Below are 18,974 nucleotides of genomic sequence, written 5' to 3'. Positions count from 1 at the left end.
CGGGGTGGAGCAGCTTGGTAGCTCGTCGGGCTCATAACCCGAAGGTCGTCGGTTCAAATCCGGCCCCCGCAACCAATTCCTCTGATTCATGAATTGAATCATGCTCTTTTCTCATGCTGTGAAGCATAATCCCTCATAAAAAATACCACTGCTTTTATTAGCGGTTTTTGTACGTTAAATCCACGTATGCTGTCGCTTTTACGTGAATGCTTTCGTCGTATGCACCATCTGGTCGATGATATCACCATTCATTAACAGACTTATCCACATTATCGCTTCTGTGGATAACTTGGTGGGTAACCTGATTTTTTGTATTGTATAAGTGGGAATTTTGAAAGATCATTTATGTGATTTAACTTTCTTTCAAAAATGAAAAATACAGCTAATGCTATGTATTTAAAGGGAAATGCGATGTTTTGCGTTAGATCGCAAAGCATCGAAAGAGATCATTAAGTGCTTGTTTTTTGATCCCGGTCATTTATCTCCACTGTGATTAACTTCTGTAGCTGTAAGAAAACAAGCACTACATCTGTCTTTTTTCCACATTTTAGTTTTTAGACCAATATCAACTAAGAGTTGCCTGAAAACGGCACGCATTATGCGTCCCTTGGTAGCCCTTTCTGGATGATTCGAATTAACCTTTTTTGTTTCTGTTCTGGTGTTGCTTGTGATGGGATTTGAGAGACTTGCTGCTGCAACGCCCATTGAATATGTACGTCGAGAGTTTCGCTTAATCCAGTTCGAGATTGTAAGGCGTCTACAATCTCTGTTTTATAAGGTGCATTTCCCATCGCAATCGACAGGTTGCGTAACCACTGTAAGTATCCAATACGTCGAATAGCAGAGCCTTCCATATTTTTTAGGAATGTCTTTTCATCCCACAAAAAGAGGGTAACCAAGTCAGGTTGTTCAATGCTAGGGCGACGATGAAAGTCTTCACGCTCAGTCAGTGCCGCGAAGCGATTCCACGGACAAACTAATTGACAGTCATCGCAGCCGTAGATGCGATTCCCCATTGCTTTTCGGAAAGCTTCGGGAATGATGCCATCGTACTCGATGGTTAAATACGAGATGCACTTTCTCGCATCGATGATGCCATCTTCGACAATAGCTTCAGTAGGACAAGATGTTATGCATGCTGTGCAGTTTCCACATTCATCTATGCTAGGAGTATCAATAGGCAATGGAAGGTCAATCAACAGCTCACCAAGAAAAAACCAAGACCCACATTCTTTATCGAGGATCAGCGAATGTTTGCCTGTCCACCCTAGACCGGCTTTTTGAGCAAGAGGACGCTCTAGAATAGGGGCGGAATCAACAAATGGGCGATAGCCAAACTCACCGACTTCTTGTTCTATACGTTGCCCCAGCTTTTTTAATTGGTTGCGAACCAATTTATGGTAATCACGCCCTAATGCATAGCGGCTGATGTAGGCTTGGGTCGGATCGGAGAGATTTGCGGCAAATTTAGCTTCTGGTGGCAAATAATCCATGCGTGCACTGATGACACGTATTGTTCCGGGATGAAGCTCCTGAGGGCGTGCACGCATCATGCCGTGCCTAGCCATCCAGTCCATTTCGCCGTGATACCCTGCATCTAACCATTTTTGTAATGCCGCTTCATGTTGATGCAAGTCGACGTCACAGATACCGACTTTTTGAAATCCAAGCTCTTGAGCCCAAATTTTTATCTTATTTGCCAGTTGTTGGTAATCCATGATACGGCTGCTCATTTGAAGGGGGGCGGGATCTTACCGGATCTTAATTGCGGGATCTAGCGTTGTTGTGAGGAAAAAAACAGCATTATTCATGATTATTTTCCTTTTACTTACAGAAGAGATCTTGTCTCTCAATTCCAACCCAGTTTACTATTCCTGTTCTTTTGATTTTTATATAGTCAATTTTTGAAAGTTTAGAGAATGCAATTCATGAGTACGAAACAATTTGCCCTTAAAGACGAACAAGCAACGATTCAGCTGGGAACAGCTTTAGCGATGCAATGCTCTCAGCAAACGACGATCTACCTGCATGGTGATCTCGGGGCGGGCAAAACAACATTTAGCCGAGGTTTCGTACGAGCTTTGGGGCATGCTGGTAATGTAAAAAGCCCGACCTACACATTGGTAGAACCTTACCAATTGGATAAATGGCAGGTATATCACTTTGATTTATACCGCTTGGCGGACGCGGAAGAACTGGAGTTTATGGGGATCCGTGATTACTTTACCACCGATGCGATTTGTTTAGTTGAGTGGCCAGAAAAAGGTCAAGGGATGCTACCAGAAGCGGACTTAGATATTGAATTGCGTTACAACGGTGAACAACGTATAGCCGTGCTTTCTGCCAATAATGACTATGGTTGTAAATTGCTTGCCCAGTTGGAGTTATGTTGATTAGTCAGTCTATAAGAGCGGTTTTCCTTTCACTTATTTGTGCTCTTGCTTTTTTCCCAAACGTCATCTGGGCTAACGCACTAGAAGGGGTGCGTGTTTGGCCTTCTCCTGATGAAACGCGAATTGTTATCGATTTGAAATCTGAGGCTGAATATAGCTATTTTACGCTAACCAGCCCAAGTCGCCTCGTGGTCGATCTGAAACAAACCACACTCAGTACTAAGCTGCCTATCGTAGTGAAGGATAGCCGTGTCTTGAGTAAGGTACGTAAGAGTTCTCCACCTGATAAAAATACCTATCGCTTAGTGTTTGAGTTGAAGAAAAAAGTGACGCCGCAGTTGTTCAAGCTGGCTCCAACGCCGGGTGGTCAATACGGGCATCGCTTGGTGGTTGATTTACCACATGGTAACGTGGCTGCGCCAGTGACTCCTGCTAAGCCTTCTAACAATACACAAGTGAGTCGAGATGCTTCTCAACTGCATGGGAGCGCCGATATCGTGGTCGCCATTGATGCAGGCCACGGTGGTGAAGATCCAGGTTCAATCGGCCCTACACGTAAATATGAGAAACACGCAACCTTAACGATCTCGAAAAAGCTGGCTGCAGAAATTAACGCAGTGCCGGGTATGAAAGCGGTGCTTACTCGGCGTGGTGACTACTTCGTCAACCTTAATAAGCGTTCTGATATCGCACGTAGAAACAAAGCTCACTTGCTAGTATCTATTCATGCCGATGCGTTCCACTCACCAAAACCACGTGGTGCGTCAGTTTTCGTTCTTAATACCCGCCGTGCAAATACTGAAATTGCTCGTTGGGTTGAAGATCATGAAAAGCAATCTCAGTTGCTTGGCGGGGCCGGTCAAGTGTTGGCGAAAAACACGAATGACCGCAACGTGAGTCAAACACTTCTTGATTTGCAGTTTAGCCACTCCCAAAAAGAAGGTTATAAAGTCGCAACTAAGATCCTTCGTGAAATGGGCAAAGTGGCACACCTGCACAAGAGAGAACCAGTAAATGCAAGTTTGGCGGTACTTAAGTCGCCGGACATTCCTTCTGTGTTGGTTGAAACGGGTTTTATTTCTAACCCAAGTGAAGAACGTTTATTATTCCAACGTAGTCACCAAGATAAACTAGCGAGAGCGTTACGCGTTGCTCTAGTGAATTATTTCAAGCAAAACCCACCCGAGGGCACTCGGTTTGCAAATCGTGGTAAAGAAATAAAGCACAAAGTAACTCGTGGTCAGTCACTGTCATTGATTGCTAAAAAATACAAAACATCAACGAAAGCAATCATGCGTGCGAACAACTTGAAGAGTTCAAGTTTAGCGATTGGTCAGGTGTTAGTGATTCCGGGTGCTCAAGTTGCTGTTTCTTCTTCTCACACGTCGACAGCACCAGCGACAAAAGTGGTAACGAAGTCAAAAACCATTACCCATGTCGTTAAGAAAGGCGAATTCTTGGGCAAAATTGCGAGTAAGTACAGTGTATCGATCAATGCGATTAAGCGTGAAAATAATTTGCGCTCTGATACGCTTCGACTGGGGCAAAAACTCAAGATAACCACAAAGGTTCAAGTTAAAGAGCCTGTATTACGCAAGCATAAAGTGAAGCGCGGTGAATTTTTAGGTAAGATTGCTAGCAAGTATGGCGTAAGTGTTAATAGTATTCGTAAAGCGAATAACTTACGCTCTGATGAGCTGGCCGTTGGTCAGGTGTTGATCATTCCTAATCGCTAAGCGTTTACTATGACGATAAAAATTCTCCCGGCCAGGCTGGCAAACCAAATTGCGGCCGGGGAAGTGGTCGAAAGACCAGCTTCTGTAGTCAAAGAACTTGTTGAAAATAGCTTGGACTCCGGTGCGACTCGAATCGATATTGATATCGAAAAAGGAGGAGCCAAGCTTATTCGGGTTCGAGATAATGGCAAAGGGATCGTCAAAGAAGAACTTTCTTTAGCACTGAGCCGCCACGCGACTTCGAAAATACATACGCTTGATGATTTAGAAGCCATTCTTAGCCTCGGTTTTCGTGGTGAGGCCTTGGCAAGTATTAGCTCTGTCTCTCGTCTTACCCTTACCTCTCGCCCTGCAACACAAGTTCAAGCATGGTCTGCTTATTCCGAAGGGCGCGATATGCAGGTGAATATCCAGCCTGCTGCTCATCCAATTGGTACTTCGGTTGAAGTGTTGGATCTGTTCTTTAATACGCCCGCGAGGCGAAAGTTTCTTCGTACGGAAAAAACAGAGTTTAGTCACATTGATGAGCTGATCAAACGTATCGCTTTGAGTCGCTTTGATGTGACGATTAACTTACGTCATAACGGCAAATTGGTGCGTCAGTACCGAGCGTCAAAAACTCAGTCTCAAGCTGAGAAACGGATTGCAGCCGTATGTGGCAGTGCTTTTGTACGTCATATGTTAGCGATAGAACTTGAGCATCAAGGGTTGAAGCTACATGGGTGGGTAACGACACCTGACGGCGCTAGGCAACAGAGCGATCTGCAGTATTGCTACGTTAACGGACGCATGATGCGTGATAAGCTCATCAATCATGCAATACGTCAAAGCTACGAGGCCAGCCTACGCCCAGATCAATTTGCCGCTTATGTGTTGTTTATTGAAATTGACCCGCATCAGGTTGATGTGAATGTGCATCCTGCGAAACACGAAGTGCGCTTCCATCAAGCTCGACTAGTACATGACTTTATTTATCAAGCCCTCAGTGATGCATTGGCGCAAGGCGCACATATTGAACGCCAAGAGGTGAACCCTTCTGCTTTTCATGATGCCACTGAGATAAAGGCGCAAACGGAAACTTCTGAGCACCAAGAAGCGTGTGCTGTTCAGGTTCCAGAGCGTGTTTATCAAGCGATTGAGCAAACTCCAACTTATCCAAGAAAAGAGGAAAGTACAGAGAGAGAGGTTCGTGATGCTCCGCGACGCAGTGAATGGATAGAATCAGCAAAACCTGCATCTCGCAATTCCACACCGGATCGTTATAGTGAGCCAGCACCTTCAAAGCAAGAAGTGCGGGCTTATAAAGAGTTGCTTCAAACCCCCGATTTTATTGAACCACAGCCAAATCCCAAAAAAGTGGAAGCAAGCAACAGACAGGCAATTGAAGCGACGTCAACGATTGAATCGTTAGGCAAAGCTATCAATCTGGTAGGGGAACAGTATCTGTTAATGGCTGACAAACAAACCAGCCTACTGGTATCGATTAAACGTGCGGAGTGGTATCGAGTACGAGGGCAGCTTAATACCCAACAGGGAGCACTGAAAGCCCAACCTTTACTCGTGCCTCTTTCTTTGAAGTTAGATCAGCAATTGCTTGATTGTGCTAACTCATTAAGGGAACAACTTGTAACATTTGGAATTGAGTTAAAAGCCAGAAATCCTAAGGCGATCATGGTTATGGGTGTTCCCCAGCCACTAAGACAACAAAACCTACAACAATTGATCCCGGATCTGCTATCTTACGCAGCTTCGCAAAGTGGTGAATTAAACAATGCTCATTTGGCCGATTGGTTGACGTTGCAGATCACACAAGTAAAAAGCAGCTACACTTTGTCGGAAGCCATTCAAATTATTTCAGAAGTTGAGCAACTGTGGCAGGGGCAGCTTCCATTGCATGATGAGACCTTGGTTCGTCATGTCGATTTTACTGCCACCATTGCAGCATTAGAGTTATGAGTAAAGAACTACCTTTAGCGTTGTTTTTAATGGGGCCGACGGCTTCAGGAAAAACAGAATTGGCGATACGTTTGCGCCAGAAGTTTCCCATCGAGATCATATCGGTGGACTCCGCTTTAATTTATAAAGGCATGGATATTGGCACAGCAAAGCCAGATGAAGCAGAGCAGGCTTTAGCTCCTCATCGTCTAATTGATATTTTGGATCCGAGTGAAGCCTATTCAGCAGCAGACTTTCGCCGTGATGCGTTAAAAGAAATGCATGACATCACAGCACAAGGTAAAATTCCTTTGCTCGTGGGTGGGACCATGCTTTATTACAAAGCACTACTGGAAGGTTTATCACCACTTCCGGCTGCAAATCCTGAAATTCGTAAACAAATTGAGCAAGAGGCATTGACTCAAGGCTGGGAGGTGCTGCACGATCAACTCAAAGAGATTGATCCTGTATCGGCTGCCAGAATACATCCGAATGATCCACAAAGATTATCTCGGGCGTTGGAAGTCTACCGTGTTTCGGGTAAAACTCTGACTGAACTGACGCAAATTAAAGGGGAAAGCCTGCCGTTTCGCGTTAAGCAGTTTGCTATAGCTCCCAAGGAAAGGGCTGAGCTCCACAGGCGAATCGAACTGCGGTTTGAAAAAATGATTGAAGCAGGTTTTGAAGAGGAAATGAAAGCACTTTACGCTCGAAAAGATCTTCACCCTGATCTTCCATCTATTCGTTGTGTCGGTTATCGACAAATGTGGGACTATTTTGATGGTAATTGTACGTTGGATGAAGCGGTGTTTCGTGGAGTCTGTGCAACCCGTCAATTGGCCAAGCGACAAATTACCTGGTTACGCAGCTGGGATAATTTAACTTGGTTAGATAGTGAGAACATTGATGAAGCGCTTGAAACTGTTTCAAATGCAATAGCATCTGAAGGTTTTCGTTGTGTATAATGTGATCGCTTTTGCGTGAACGTGCCCTACAAAGGATCTGTTACTTGAAATTTGTTGTCAAAGACGTCATAACAGGGAATGACAGGGTGTTTTTTTATTCGTTTAGCTCAGATGCAAGGGCCGCACCTTTTATATTGCAGCGCACCACTAGCTAAATAATTAAAACAAAATTACAAATAAGGAAAAATAAAATGGCTAAGGGGCAATCTTTACAAGACCCATTCTTAAATGCATTACGTCGCGAACGTATTCCAGTATCTATCTACCTTGTAAATGGTATCAAGCTACAAGGTCAGATCGAATCTTTTGACCAGTTCGTAATTCTTCTGAAAAATACTGTAAACCAAATGGTTTATAAGCATGCGATTTCAACAGTTGTACCAGCACGTCCAGTTAGCCATCACAGTGGTGAACGTGCTCAGTCATCTGATCGTCCGCAAGAAAAATCAGAAGACTAATTCTGAACCCTAATACTAGTATTATTTTAAGGAGTTGATTGCTTGTTTGACCGTTATGAAGCCGGTGAGCGAGCCGTACTTGTTCATATCAACTTCACGCAAGAAGGGGAATGGGAAGATCTTAACGAGTTTGAAATGTTAGTTTCTTCCGCTGGGGTTTCTGCGCTACAGGTAATTACTGGTAGTCGTCAGTCTCCTCACCCTAAATACTATGTCGGAGAGGGTAAGGCTCAAGAAGTTGCTCACGCAGTGCAGCTTGCTGAGGCTGATGTGGTGATTTTTAACCACGCCCTCTCTCCTGCCCAAGAACGTAACCTCGAACACCTTTGTAAATGTCGTGTGATTGATCGTACCGGTCTAATCCTTGATATTTTTGCTCAGCGTGCCCGTACCCATGAAGGTAAGTTGCAAGTCGAGCTAGCACAGCTTCGCCATATCTCAACGCGCCTTATTCGTGGTTGGACCCACCTAGAGCGGCAAAAAGGTGGTATTGGTTTACGTGGTCCGGGTGAGACTCAGCTAGAAACTGACCGGCGTTTATTGCGTGATCGTATCAAAGCGATTCTACGTCGCTTGGATAAAGTTGCGAAGCAACGTGAACAAGGTCGCCGAGCAAGAAATCGAGCAGAAATCCCAACCGTGTCGTTGGTTGGTTATACCAACGCGGGTAAGTCGACCCTGTTTAACCGAATTACGGAAGCGGGTGTTTATGCGGCGGATCAGTTGTTTGCAACTCTTGATCCAACCCTCAGAAAAATTGAACTTGCTGACGTTGGACCTGCCATATTAGCAGATACGGTTGGTTTTATTCGTCACTTGCCCCACGATTTGGTTGCCGCATTTAAAGCAACATTACAAGAGACGCAAGAAGCTGACATTTTGTTACATGTTGTTGATGCCAGTGACGACCGTTTTCGTGAGAACATTCAAGCTGTTCATGATGTTCTTGAAGAGATTGATGCCCATGAGGTGCCATCTCTAACCGTCATGAATAAGATTGACAATCTTGACCAACAAAATCCGCGAATCGAAAGAGACGAAGAGGGTATTCCTCGTACTGTATGGGTCTCTGCGATGGAAGGGTTAGGTATTGAACTGATTTTTGAAGCTCTAACAGAGCGATTAGCCAGTCAGATGGTGCAATATCAGCTATGTATACCGCCTCAACATCAAGGAAGGATCCGCAGTACGTTTTTTCAGTTGAACTGTATTCAACATGAGGAATATGATCAGGATGGAAACTTGTTGATTAATGTTCGAATGCAACAAGTGGATTGGTCTAGACTTGAAAAAAGAGAAGAGGCAGATTTACGTGACTTTATAGTTACTTAAATGACTGCTACAGTATAACGTCATATCTAATGATGGAGCTTTCTAATGGCGTGGAATGAGCCTGGTAATAACAACGGCAACAACGGCCGCGATAATGACCCTTGGGGTAACAATAATCGCGGTGGTAAAGGTGGTCGTGATCAAGGTCCGCCAGACTTGGACGAAGTATTTAATAAACTGAGTCAGAAACTGGGTGGAAAGTTTGGTAAAGGCGGCAAAGGTCCGTCTATTGGAGGCGGCAGTGCAATTGGCCTCGGTCTGATTGTTGCGGCTTTGGTCGTTGGCTGGTTTGTTTCCGGCTTTTACACGATCGGTGAAGCCGAGCGTGGTGTGGTACTTCGATTAGGTAAGTATGACCGCATCGTCGATCCTGGTCTAAACTGGCGTCCTCGTTTCATTGATGAATACGAACCGGTTAACGTTCAGGCGATCCGCTCACTGCGTTCATCAGGTCTTATGTTGACCAAAGATGAAAACGTAGTAACCGTTGCGATGGATGTCCAGTACCGTGTTGCTGACCCATACAAATACCTATTCCGCGTAACGAACGCAGACGACAGCTTACGCCAAGCAACTGATTCTGCTCTGCGTGCTGTTGTGGGTGACTCTCTGATGGATAGTATCCTAACCAGTGGTCGTCAACAAATCCGTCAAAGCACACAAGAAACGCTGAATGAAATTATTGATAGCTACGATATGGGTGTTGTCATCGTTGACGTCAACTTCCAGTCTGCACGTCCACCTGAGCAAGTAAAAGATGCATTCGATGATGCTATTGCAGCTCGTGAGGATGAGGAGCGTTTTGAACGTGAAGCAGAAGCTTACCGTAACGATATTCTTCCTAAGGCAACAGGTCGTGCTGAGCGTCTGAAGAAGGAAGCATTGGGTTACTCTGAGCGCGTTGTTAACGAAGCACTAGGTCAAGTAGCTCAGTTTGAAAAGCTATTGCCAGAATATCAAGCAGCGCCAGAGGTTACACGTAACCGTCTGTACCTAGATACTATGGAAGAAGTTTACAGCAGTACATCGAAAGTTCTGATTGATTCAGAGTCAAGCGGCAACCTACTTTACTTGCCGATCGATAAGTTAGCTGGTGAGGGGCAAACTCAAACCAAGCGTAAGCTGAAGTCAACTTCTGCCTATGACCAAATTGAGCTTGAGACTCAGTCAAATGACACTACTTCAGACTCGCAATCTCGTACAACTGGTTCACGTCAAGGGAGATATTAAGAATGCGTAAGTTAATGATCCCTGTATTAGTTGTAACGATTGTATTGTTACTGATGTCAGTATTCGTTATCCAAGAAGGTGAACGAGGTCTCGTCATCCGATTCGGTCGTGTTCTTGATGACAACGGCGTTTCTAAGATTTACGAACCTGGCCTTCACTTCAAGATGCCACTGTTTGACCGCGTAAAAACATTAGATGCTCGTATTCAGACAATGGATGGTCGTTCTGACCGCTTTGTAACGTCAGAGAAAAAAGACGTAATTATCGATACTTACGTTAAGTGGCGTATCGAAGACTTCGGTCGTTTCTACCTGACAACAGGCGGCGGTAACGTTCTGACTGCTGAAGCGCTACTTGAGCGTAAAGTAACAGACGTTCTTCGTTCTGAAATCGGTGCTCGTGAAATCAAGCAGATTGTTTCTGGTCCACGTAATAAAGACGTATTACCAGATAGCGTTGATAGCGAAGAAGTCACTACAGAAGCAGCAAAAGAAGCGTTAGAGATTGATGGCGAGCGTGACAAGATCATGGAAAACGTACTGGAAGGTACCCGTGATAGCGCACTGACTGACCTTGGTGTTGAGATCGTTGATTTCCGTATGAAGAAAATCAACCTTCCTGACAACATCAGTGACTCAATCTACAAGCGTATGCGTGCTGAGCGTGAATCGGTTGCTCGTAAGCACCGCTCTCAAGGTCGTGAGCGTGCAGAAGTTATTCGCGCTCAAGCAGAGCTAGAAGTCGCAACAGTACTTGCTGAAGCCGATAAAACTGCACGTGTAACACGTGGTGAAGCGGATGCAAAAGCGGCCAAGATTTATTCTGATGCTTACAACAAAGACCCAGAGTTCTTCGGCTTTGTCCGTTCTTTGAAAGCATACGAAAAATCGTTTAGCGAGAAGAGTGATATTCTTGTTCTGGATCCGAAGAGTGATTTCTTCCAGTACATGAACAATGCTTCTGGCGCAGCTGCGAAATAAAAAAGAATCTAATCTAAAAGGCTCCTTTATAGGAGCCTTTATTATTTCTAGCGACTAAGGCAAATGAGTAGAGGTTAATATGTCAAATTCTATTTGGCTGGCTATCGGATTAGTATTGATCGTTGAAGGATTAGGGCCACTGATTGCTCCAAATGGATGGCGCAATATGGTTGCTCAGCTAAGTGAGCAACCAGACAATCAATTACGTCGCATCGGTGGTTGTTTAGTGGTTGCTGGCGTGGTGATTGCTTACGTTTTTTCTTAGCTATCTTGTTTAGTAATGAGGAGGTGGTGTTTCCTCAGAAGGGTCAGCTAAGTTCGACGTATCCATATTTTTCACTTTGCCGACAACATACTTCATCTGATCTTGCATTTTTGAAATCAAAAGTTGTTGTTGGCTTAGCGCTTCATTGAGAGAATCAATGGTCTGCTCTTGGAAGGCTAGTTGGCATTCAAGATCGTTGATACGCTCTTCTAACTTTTGAATATTATCGCTCATGGTTCTATATCTACTGTCCACGCTTGAGCAATACCGGCCGAAGTGCCTGTGACTACTCGTTGCTGATTGTCAAAAGCAGCATCATACACCACTGCCCGTGGTGGGCGTGCATCTTTTAACGATTCCGCTTCAAACCCTTGTACTTTTTTCCCCGTCATACTATCCCAAATGGTTATTCTGCTTGATGGTGTTCCGGTCATTAGCCAGCGGCCATCATCGGAGAACCGAGCTGTAGAAAAAATCAGCTGACGAGAGAAACTGCTTAGTTTCGCCTGTGATTGACCAGTAGTTAAATCCCAAATGATGGCTTGATTCCCGCCATCTGACGTAAAGGCGAGTTTCCCATCACGTTGTAAGGCGACGCGAATGACACGTTGCTCATGTTCAAATGTGCGTAAAATTTGTCCGCTGTTGGTGTCCCACAAATAGGCTTTGTAATCATTCCCTCCTGTTAAAGCAAAACGTCCATTTGGGGAGAGAGCCACAGAATTCACTTTTTCTTGATGGGCAAGGAACTCTAGTCGACGTCCAGTGACTAAGTTGACGTAGATGGCTTTGCCATTCGACAACCCAAGCAAAACTTGTTCGCCGTTACTGGCAATATCGACATCGCGGATCAAACCGTCAGATATTGACCAAAGGCCCTCTGATTGTGTCCAACCTAGGTCCCAAACGGCAAAATTTATCTGACTGGCAGTGACGGCAAAGCGTCCATTATCTGAAATGCGAATGCGTGAGACGGTATTGGCTTGCGGATCTTGTTGGCCAAGCTGAGCAAGCTTTTTATCTTGGTATAAGTCCCATAAAACTAGGTGGTGTTCTTTGGAGTAAATAAGTGCAAAGCGGGCATCCCGGCTTAATGCAAAGCTGGTGCTTCCGTTAGCGTCTAACTCCCAGCGTTGATCGGGTTTGGCCGAGAAAAAACAGCCAGTTAACGCAGAAATGACAATGGTGATGAATAGAGTGTGAGAGATTATCCGCATCAAGTCTAAATATCCACTTGGTTTTGGTTTATTTGCTAAATATATTCGTTATATTGGTACAACACGATCGTGCACACCAGAATTTCTTATCGTTTTGTGCACAAAGACAAATGGTTAGCCATCAATTGGAGAAATCAATGAAATCAATTTTTAAAGTGTCGCTGCTGGCGGCTACAGTTGCGTTAGCGGCGGGCTGTCAAAAAGAAGAAGAAACAAAAGCGGCAGTTGAGCCAGCACCAGCGGTTGAGCAACAGGTTCAGGCCGAAACTGGCAAACTTGTTCATTTCAAAACAGAAGATGATAAAGCGGCATACGCAATTGGTGTTTCTTTCGCTAACTACCTAAGCACGAGCTTAGATAAGCCGGGTGAGATCGGTATTGATTTAAATAAAGAGTTGGTACTTAAAGGTATTGAACACGTTTTTGCTGGCAAAGCAGAGCTTAATGAAGAAGAAACTCGTGCAGCTCTTGAGTCTTTAGATAAGCGTGTTGCAGAGAAAATGCAAAAACAAGCGGCTGAAAAAGCAGAAAAGAACAAAACTGCTGGTGATGAGTTCCGTGCTAACTTTGAAAAAGAAGCTGACGTAGTGAAGACGGATTCTGGTCTACTTTACCAAGTTATGACCAAAGCAGAAGGTGAGCAGCCTAAAGATACGGATACTGTTCAGGTGCACTACAAAGGTACATTGATTGATGGCACGCAATTCGACAGCTCATACGATCGTGGTGAACCAGCAACATTCCCACTAAACCGCGTGATCCCAGGTTGGACTGAAGGTGTTCAACTGATGCCTGTTGGCTCTAAGTTTAAGTTTGTTATTCCACCAGAGCTTGCATACGGCCCACAAGACACGCCAACGATTCCTGCAAACTCGACGCTAGTTTTTGAAGTTGAGCTACTAAAAATCGATAACGGCTATAAAGCAACACAATAAACACTGATTATTTGTTTTATGAAAGGCCTGACATTGTCAGGCCTTTCTTTTTTCATCGGAATTTATTTGTTCTCAATCACTAGATTGTCAGTTAGCTAGGTGTGCAATTCAAAATTTCTGATAAACTTACACCAATTTGTTGATTTTTCGCTCTAAGGCAAAACCAGTGACAACTACAGAAACAATTAATGCGGATATGTTGCTCGAAATGGAATCTGTTACCGTGATGCCATTTTCCGAGCACGATAAAATCATTTTAAGATCTTACGAAGCCGTCGTAGATGGCATTGCCAGTCTAATCGGCCCTTTCTGTGAGATCGTTCTTCACTCCTTGGAAGATCTCAATACCTCAGCGATCAAAATTGCTAACGGTGAGAACACCGGCCGTCAGGTAGGTTCTCCTATCACTGACTTAGCACTTAAAATGCTGAAAGACATCGAAGGTTCTGAACGTAACTTCTCACGCTCGTACTTCACCCGCGCCAAAGGTGGCGTATTGATGAAGTCGATCACCGTTGCTATTCGTAATGGTGAAAACCGCGTGATTGGTTTGCTTTGTATCAACGTCAACCTTGATGCGCCTTTCTCTCAAGTTCTTCAGTCTTTCATGCCAACGCAAGAAGCGAAAGAAGCGGCATCGTCCGTTAACTTCGCAAGTGATGTGGAAGAGCTGGTCGACCAAACAGTTGAGCGCACAATTGAAGAGATCAACGCCGATAAATCGGTATCGAATAACACTAAGAACCGTCAGATCGTCATGGAGCTGTACGACAAAGGTATCTTCGATATCAAAGACGCTATCAACCGTGTAGCAGATCGTCTGAACATCTCTAAACACACTGTTTACCTATACATTCGTCAGCGTAAAACTGAGGATGAATAAGCGTGAGTGGATTAACTTACACGCTGGTAGTGAACGGTCCGGTTTACGGCAGTCAATCGGCGCGCAGCGCATATCAATTCGCACAAGCGGTAATTGAACAAGGGCATACTCTGGTGAGTGTGTTCTTTTACCAAAATGGCGTTACCAATGGTACGGCTCTGAGCGTGCCTGCCAATGACGAGTTTGATTTAACCAAAGCATGGCAATCACTCGCACAGCAACACGATGTTCGTTTGGAAACCTGTGTAGCAGCGGCTTTGCGTCGCGGTATCATCAGCGAAGATGAAGCGAATCAACATGGTCTGGAGCAGAACAACCTAGCTACAGGGTTCGAGCAATCCGGTTTAGGCAGCTTAGCTGAAGCTATGTTAACCCAAGATAGAGTGGTGCAGTTTTGAGTCAGTTAACTTACCTATTTCGTAGCGCACCTCATGGTAACAATGCGGGGCGTGAAGGTGTGGATGCGCTATTGGCAGCGTCTGCGTACTGTGAAGACATCACAGTCCTATTTGTTGGCGATGGTGTGTATCAGTTGCTGCTTGGGCAAGAGCCTAATGGCATCTTAAGCAAAGACTACGCACCAATGCTAAAGCTGTTCGACTTGTACGATATTGAGCAAGTGTTTGTTTGTGCCGATTCGCTTACTGAGCGTGGCTTGGCTCAAGCCGATTTAGTCATTGATGCAGAGGCTCTAAATAGTGAGCAACTAAAAGTTAAACTGCAACAAGCGGACAAACTGCTGTCATTCTGAGGAAGCCATGTTACATATCATCAAATCCGTAACTGCATTAGACGATGCAATGGCACTGTACAGTGAGCAAGATGATGTCTTGCTGATTGAAGATGCCGTGTACGCTGCGAACCCTCAGCATAAGGCGTTCAGCAAGGTAAAAGGTCCATCAGTGTTTGCTCTGCAAAGCGATATTGAAGCCCGTGGCATGAGCAATCGCATTAGCCCATCTATTGAGGTGGTTAGCTATGCTGGCTTTGTTGAACTAACAGCAAAACAAGCCAAATCTCTGACTTGGGATTAACCCTTCTTTCCTGTCGATTGAGCTTTACGGACTAATTGCCCTAATTGAACAAAAAAGATCCGTATATTTCTTGACACACCTCTCACTGCTGCATAGAATTTTGCGTCCCTAACTGCCAACCGCTGTTAGGGATAGATTTTTCACAAAGCTTACTTTCAAGTAAATCAGGAGCTAGTTAATGGCAACTATTAACCAGTTGGTACGTAAGCCACGTGCAAAGCAAGTTGTTAAAAGCAACGTGCCTGCACTAGAAGCGTGCCCACAAAAACGTGGTGTATGTACTCGTGTTTACACTACTACACCTAAAAAACCTAACTCAGCACTTCGTAAAGTTTGTCGTGTACGTCTGACAAACGGCTTCGAAGTTACATCGTACATCGGCGGTGAAGGTCACAACCTTCAAGAGCACAGTGTTGTACTAATCCGTGGCGGTCGTGTAAAAGACCTTCCGGGTGTACGTTACCACACTGTTCGCGGTGCACTTGACTGTGCTGGCGTTAACGACCGTAAACAAGGTCGTTCTAAGTACGGTGTGAAGCGTCCTAAGTCTTAATGGATTCCGTTAAGTAAGGCCAAACACTAAATTATTTTTAATTTTTTGAAAAAACTGAAAAGTTTTGGATAAAACCTGAAGAAGACAACGGAGAAAATCCATGCCACGTCGTCGCGTCATTGGTCAGCGTAAGATCCTTCCAGATCCAAAGTTCAAATCTGAACTGCTGGCAAAATTCGTTAACATCCTAATGGTTGACGGTAAAAAATCTACTGCAGAGAAAATCGTTTACACTGCACTAGATGCTATGGCTGAAAAGTCTGGTAAAGACCACTTAGCTATTTTTGAAGAAGCTCTTGAAAATGTTCGCCCAGCGGTAGAAGTTAAATCTCGCCGTGTAGGTGGTTCAACTTACCAAGTACCTGTAGAAGTACGTCCGGTTCGCCGTAACGCTCTTGCTATGCGTTGGTTGGTTGAAGCTGCGCGTAAGCGTGGTGAAAAATCTATGGCTCAACGCCTAGCTGCTGAAATGCTAGACGCGTCTGAGAACAAAGGTACTGCGGTTAAGAAACGTGAAGACGTTCACCGCATGGCTGACGCAAACAAAGCGTTCGCACATTACCGTTGGTAATACCTTTCAGTGCCGCGGGAATCCCCGCGGCTCTACTCTAGTTCCTATGCGTAAGCCTAGGAACTATTGCTATATCTAGGGCAAGTAAAAAACTGTAAAAGCAGGCTAAAGTAACTAGAGATAGCAATAGTCCCTAATTCAAGAGGATTCAATCGTGGCTCGTAAAACACCTATTGAGCGCTACCGTAACATTGGTATCGTCGCTCACGTAGACGCAGGTAAAACAACCACAAGTGAACGTATTCTGTTCTATACTGGCCTTTCTCATAAAATCGGTGAAGTCCACGATGGCGCTGCTACTATGGACTGGATGGAGCAAGAGCAGGAGCGTGGTATCACTATTACCTCCGCTGCGACTACAACTTTCTGGCGTGGTATGGAAGCGCAATTCCAAGACCACCGCATCAACATCATCGATACTCCTGGACACGTGGATTTCACTATCGAAGTAGAGCGTTCACTGCGCGTACTTGATGGTGCCGTTGTTGTGTTCTGTGGTTCATCAGGTGTTGAACCTCAATCTGAAACCGTATGGCGTCAAGCAGACAAATACCATGTTCCACGTATGGTATTCGTCAACAAGATGGACCGTGCCGGTGCGGACTTCCTACGCGTTGTTGATCAAATCAAAAACCGTCTTGGTGCGAACCCTGTTCCAATTCAACTTAACGTTGGTGCGGAAGATGACTTCAAGGGGGTTATCGACCTGATCAAGATGAAGATGATCAACTGGAACGAAGAAGATCAAGGTACAACCTTCACTTATGAAGAGATCCCAGCTGATATGGTCGAGCTTGCAGAAGAGTGGCGCAACAACCTTGTTGAGTCTGCTGCAGAAGCGACTGAAGAGCTAATGGATAAGTATCTTGAAGAAGGTGAACTGACTGAAGCTGAGATCAAGCAAGCTCTACGTGCACGTACACTAAATAACGAAATCGTACTGGCTACATGTGGTAGTGCGTTTAAAAACAAAGGTGTTCAAGCGGTACTAGATGCGGTAGTTGAATACTTGCCTTCACCAATTGATGTTCCTGCGATTAAAGGCGTTGATGACAATGATAATGAAGTTGAGCGTCATGCAGACGACAACGAACCATTCTCAGCACTAGCATTTAAGATCGCGACAGACCCGTTTGTAGGTACGCTGACATTCATGCGTGTTTACTCTGGTGTCGTGAACTCAGGTGATGCGGTATACAACTCTGTTAAGCAGAAGAAAGAACGTTTTGGTCGTATCGTACAGATGCACTCAAACAAGCGTGAAGAGATCAAAGAAGTCCGCGCAGGCGATATTGCTGCTGCGATCGGTCTGAAAGAGGTAACAACAGGTGATACGCTTTGTGACCAGAACCATAAGGTTATTCTGGAGCGCATGGAATTCCCTGATCCTGTTATTCAGATCGCAGTAGAGCCTCGCTCTGTTGCCGATCAAGAAAAGATGGGTATCGCACTAGGTAAACTAGCAGCAGAAGACCCATCTTTCCGTGTAGAAACGGACGACGAAACGGGTCAGACTCTGATCTCTGGTATGGGTGAGCTTCACCTAGATATCATCGTTGACCGTATGAAGCGCGAATTCAGCGTCGACTGTAACGTAGGTAAACCACAGGTTGCTTACCGTGAAACTATCCGTGGCAGCGCGGAAGTAGAAGGTAAATTTGTTCGTCAATCTGGTGGTCGTGGTCAGTACGGTCACGTATGGATCAAACTGGAGCCATCTGAACCTGGCGAAGGTTTTGTCTTTGTTGACGAAATTGTGGGTGGTGTAGTTCCTAAGGAATACATCAGCTCGGTATCGAAAGGTATCGAAGAGCAAATGAACAGTGGTGTTCTAGCGGGTTACCCGGTTCTAGATATTAAAGCAACGCTGTTTGATGGTTCTTACCACGATGTTGACTCTAATGAGATGGCGTTTAAGATCGCTGGCTCGATGGCATTCAAAAAAGGCTCACTTGAAGCACAACCTGTGCTTTTAGAACCTATGATGAATGTTGAAGTAACTACTCCAGAAGATTGGATGGGTGATGTTGTTGGTGACCTTAACCGTCGCCGCGGTATGATCGAAGGTATGGATGAAGGTGTGGCGGGTATTAAGATCGTCCGCGCTCAAGTACCTCTATCTGAGATGTTTGGTTACGCAACTGACCTACGTTCTGCAACTCAAGGCCGTGCGTCTTACTCTATGGAGTTTAACGAGTACGCTGAAGTACCGAAAAACTTCGCAGATAAAATCATTGCGGAGCGTGGATACTAATAGATTGTATTGATCCTTAAAAAGTATACGACTTTTTGTCAGATCACTACGTCGAAATATTGCGCTGACGGACGTTGGCGCATAAAATAGCAATTTCTGGCGCGTCTCGGTCAATAGTTGATCGTGGCGAATCATAACTAGGAAGGAACACGATCGTGTCTAAAGAAAAATTTGAACGTACTAAACCGCACGTTAACGTTGGTACTATCGGCCACGTTGACCACGGTAAAACA

General features: G+C 44.9%; 20 protein-coding genes. 17 read left to right on the top strand and 3 right to left on the bottom strand.

Annotated elements, in window-relative coordinates:
- Positions 1-596: 596 nt before the first annotated feature.
- Positions 597-1,718, bottom strand: coding sequence for a tRNA epoxyqueuosine(34) reductase QueG (gene queG / locus ACQEXU_RS20965; RefSeq protein ID WP_427012180.1), 1,122 nt, complete (start codon positions 1,716-1,718; stop codon positions 597-599).
- A gap of 210 nt (positions 1,719-1,928) precedes the next feature.
- Between queG and tsaE the strand changes: the two genes are divergently transcribed.
- The 9 genes from tsaE (at position 1,929) to ACQEXU_RS20920 (ending at position 11,294) form a co-directional block, all read left to right on the top strand.
- The gene (tsaE, locus tag ACQEXU_RS20960; protein ID WP_367988001.1) at positions 1,929-2,393 is read left to right on the top strand and encodes a tRNA (adenosine(37)-N6)-threonylcarbamoyltransferase complex ATPase subunit type 1 TsaE; all 465 of its coding nucleotides are present in this window, start codon (positions 1,929-1,931) and stop codon (positions 2,391-2,393) included.
- Complete coding sequence (locus ACQEXU_RS20955) at positions 2,387-4,129, top strand: LysM peptidoglycan-binding domain-containing protein (protein WP_427012179.1); 1,743 nt, start codon at positions 2,387-2,389, stop codon at positions 4,127-4,129. Before tsaE ends, ACQEXU_RS20955 begins: the two co-directional genes overlap by 7 nt.
- Positions 4,130-4,138: 9 nt before the next feature.
- Positions 4,139-6,085 carry a DNA mismatch repair endonuclease MutL gene (gene mutL, locus ACQEXU_RS20950; RefSeq protein WP_427012178.1) on the top strand — a complete coding sequence of 649 codons (1,947 nt, stop codon included), beginning with the start codon at positions 4,139-4,141 and terminating at the stop codon, positions 6,083-6,085.
- Positions 6,082-7,029, top strand: a complete 948-nt coding sequence (gene miaA / locus ACQEXU_RS20945; RefSeq protein WP_427012177.1) for a tRNA (adenosine(37)-N6)-dimethylallyltransferase MiaA — start codon at positions 6,082-6,084, stop codon at positions 7,027-7,029. Before mutL ends, miaA begins: the two co-directional genes overlap by 4 nt.
- 191 nt (positions 7,030-7,220) lie before the next feature.
- On the top strand, positions 7,221-7,487 hold the full coding sequence (gene hfq, locus ACQEXU_RS20940) for an RNA chaperone Hfq (RefSeq protein WP_367988005.1): 267 nt from the start codon (positions 7,221-7,223) through the stop codon (positions 7,485-7,487).
- A 42-nt stretch (positions 7,488-7,529) separates the two neighbouring features.
- The gene (gene hflX, locus ACQEXU_RS20935; RefSeq protein WP_427012176.1) at positions 7,530-8,819 is read left to right on the top strand and encodes a ribosome rescue GTPase HflX; all 1,290 of its coding nucleotides are present in this window, start codon (positions 7,530-7,532) and stop codon (positions 8,817-8,819) included.
- Between the two features lie 45 nt (positions 8,820-8,864).
- Entirely contained in the window at positions 8,865-10,049 is a 1,185-nt protein-coding gene (hflK, locus tag ACQEXU_RS20930; RefSeq protein ID WP_367988007.1) for an FtsH protease activity modulator HflK, read from the top strand.
- Between the two features lie 2 nt (positions 10,050-10,051).
- Entirely contained in the window at positions 10,052-11,029 is a 978-nt protein-coding gene (gene hflC, locus ACQEXU_RS20925) for a protease modulator HflC (RefSeq protein ID WP_427012175.1), read from the top strand.
- A 79-nt stretch (positions 11,030-11,108) separates the two neighbouring features.
- Positions 11,109-11,294 (top strand): DUF2065 domain-containing protein, encoded by a 186-nt coding sequence (locus ACQEXU_RS20920; RefSeq protein ID WP_427012174.1) that lies wholly within the window; start codon positions 11,109-11,111, stop codon positions 11,292-11,294.
- 9 nt (positions 11,295-11,303) lie between these two features.
- On the opposite strand, the gene ACQEXU_RS20915 is transcribed toward ACQEXU_RS20920, so the two are convergent.
- Both ACQEXU_RS20915 and ACQEXU_RS20910 read right to left on the bottom strand, forming a co-directional pair.
- Positions 11,304-11,528 carry a SlyX family protein gene (locus tag ACQEXU_RS20915; RefSeq protein ID WP_367988011.1) on the bottom strand — a complete coding sequence of 75 codons (225 nt, stop codon included), beginning with the start codon at positions 11,526-11,528 and terminating at the stop codon, positions 11,304-11,306.
- A complete protein-coding gene (locus ACQEXU_RS20910; RefSeq protein ID WP_427012173.1) occupies positions 11,525-12,511 on the bottom strand; it encodes a WD40 repeat domain-containing protein in 987 nt (328 codons plus the stop codon). Before ACQEXU_RS20910 ends, ACQEXU_RS20915 begins: the two co-directional genes overlap by 4 nt.
- Before the next feature lie 137 nt (positions 12,512-12,648).
- Between ACQEXU_RS20910 and fkpA the strand changes: the two genes are divergently transcribed.
- The 8 genes from fkpA to fusA all read left to right on the top strand — a co-directional run bounded on the left by fkpA (position 12,649) and on the right by fusA (position 18,741).
- Positions 12,649-13,446, top strand: coding sequence for an FKBP-type peptidyl-prolyl cis-trans isomerase (fkpA, locus tag ACQEXU_RS20905; RefSeq protein ID WP_427012172.1), 798 nt, complete (start codon positions 12,649-12,651; stop codon positions 13,444-13,446).
- A gap of 166 nt (positions 13,447-13,612) precedes the next feature.
- Complete coding sequence (locus ACQEXU_RS20900) at positions 13,613-14,329, top strand: helix-turn-helix transcriptional regulator (RefSeq protein ID WP_367988014.1); 717 nt, start codon at positions 13,613-13,615, stop codon at positions 14,327-14,329.
- Positions 14,330-14,331: 2 nt separating this feature from the next.
- Positions 14,332-14,727 (top strand): sulfurtransferase complex subunit TusD, encoded by a 396-nt coding sequence (gene tusD / locus ACQEXU_RS20895; RefSeq protein ID WP_427012171.1) that lies wholly within the window; start codon positions 14,332-14,334, stop codon positions 14,725-14,727.
- Positions 14,724-15,080: a sulfurtransferase complex subunit TusC gene (gene tusC / locus ACQEXU_RS20890; RefSeq protein WP_427012170.1), complete on the top strand. Its 357-nt coding sequence runs from the start codon at positions 14,724-14,726 to the stop codon at positions 15,078-15,080. Before tusD ends, tusC begins: the two co-directional genes overlap by 4 nt.
- Positions 15,081-15,087: 7 nt before the next feature.
- Positions 15,088-15,363 (top strand): sulfurtransferase complex subunit TusB, encoded by a 276-nt coding sequence (tusB, locus tag ACQEXU_RS20885; protein ID WP_427012169.1) that lies wholly within the window; start codon positions 15,088-15,090, stop codon positions 15,361-15,363.
- Positions 15,364-15,541: 178 nt separating this feature from the next.
- Positions 15,542-15,916: a 30S ribosomal protein S12 gene (gene rpsL, locus ACQEXU_RS20880; RefSeq protein ID WP_004399892.1), complete on the top strand. Its 375-nt coding sequence runs from the start codon at positions 15,542-15,544 to the stop codon at positions 15,914-15,916.
- Between the two features lie 100 nt (positions 15,917-16,016).
- Positions 16,017-16,487 carry a 30S ribosomal protein S7 gene (gene rpsG / locus ACQEXU_RS20875; RefSeq protein WP_005382796.1) on the top strand — a complete coding sequence of 157 codons (471 nt, stop codon included), beginning with the start codon at positions 16,017-16,019 and terminating at the stop codon, positions 16,485-16,487.
- A 154-nt stretch (positions 16,488-16,641) separates the two neighbouring features.
- Entirely contained in the window at positions 16,642-18,741 is a 2,100-nt protein-coding gene (gene fusA / locus ACQEXU_RS20870) for an elongation factor G (protein ID WP_427012168.1), read from the top strand.
- Positions 18,742-18,974: the final 233 nt, after the last annotated feature.

Source organism: Vibrio sp. TRT 21S02, assembly GCF_050113675.1.
GTDB lineage: Bacteria > Pseudomonadota > Gammaproteobacteria > Enterobacterales > Vibrionaceae > Vibrio.
Note: the sequence above shows the minus strand (reverse complement) of the source record. Positions and strands in the feature narration are given on the sequence as shown.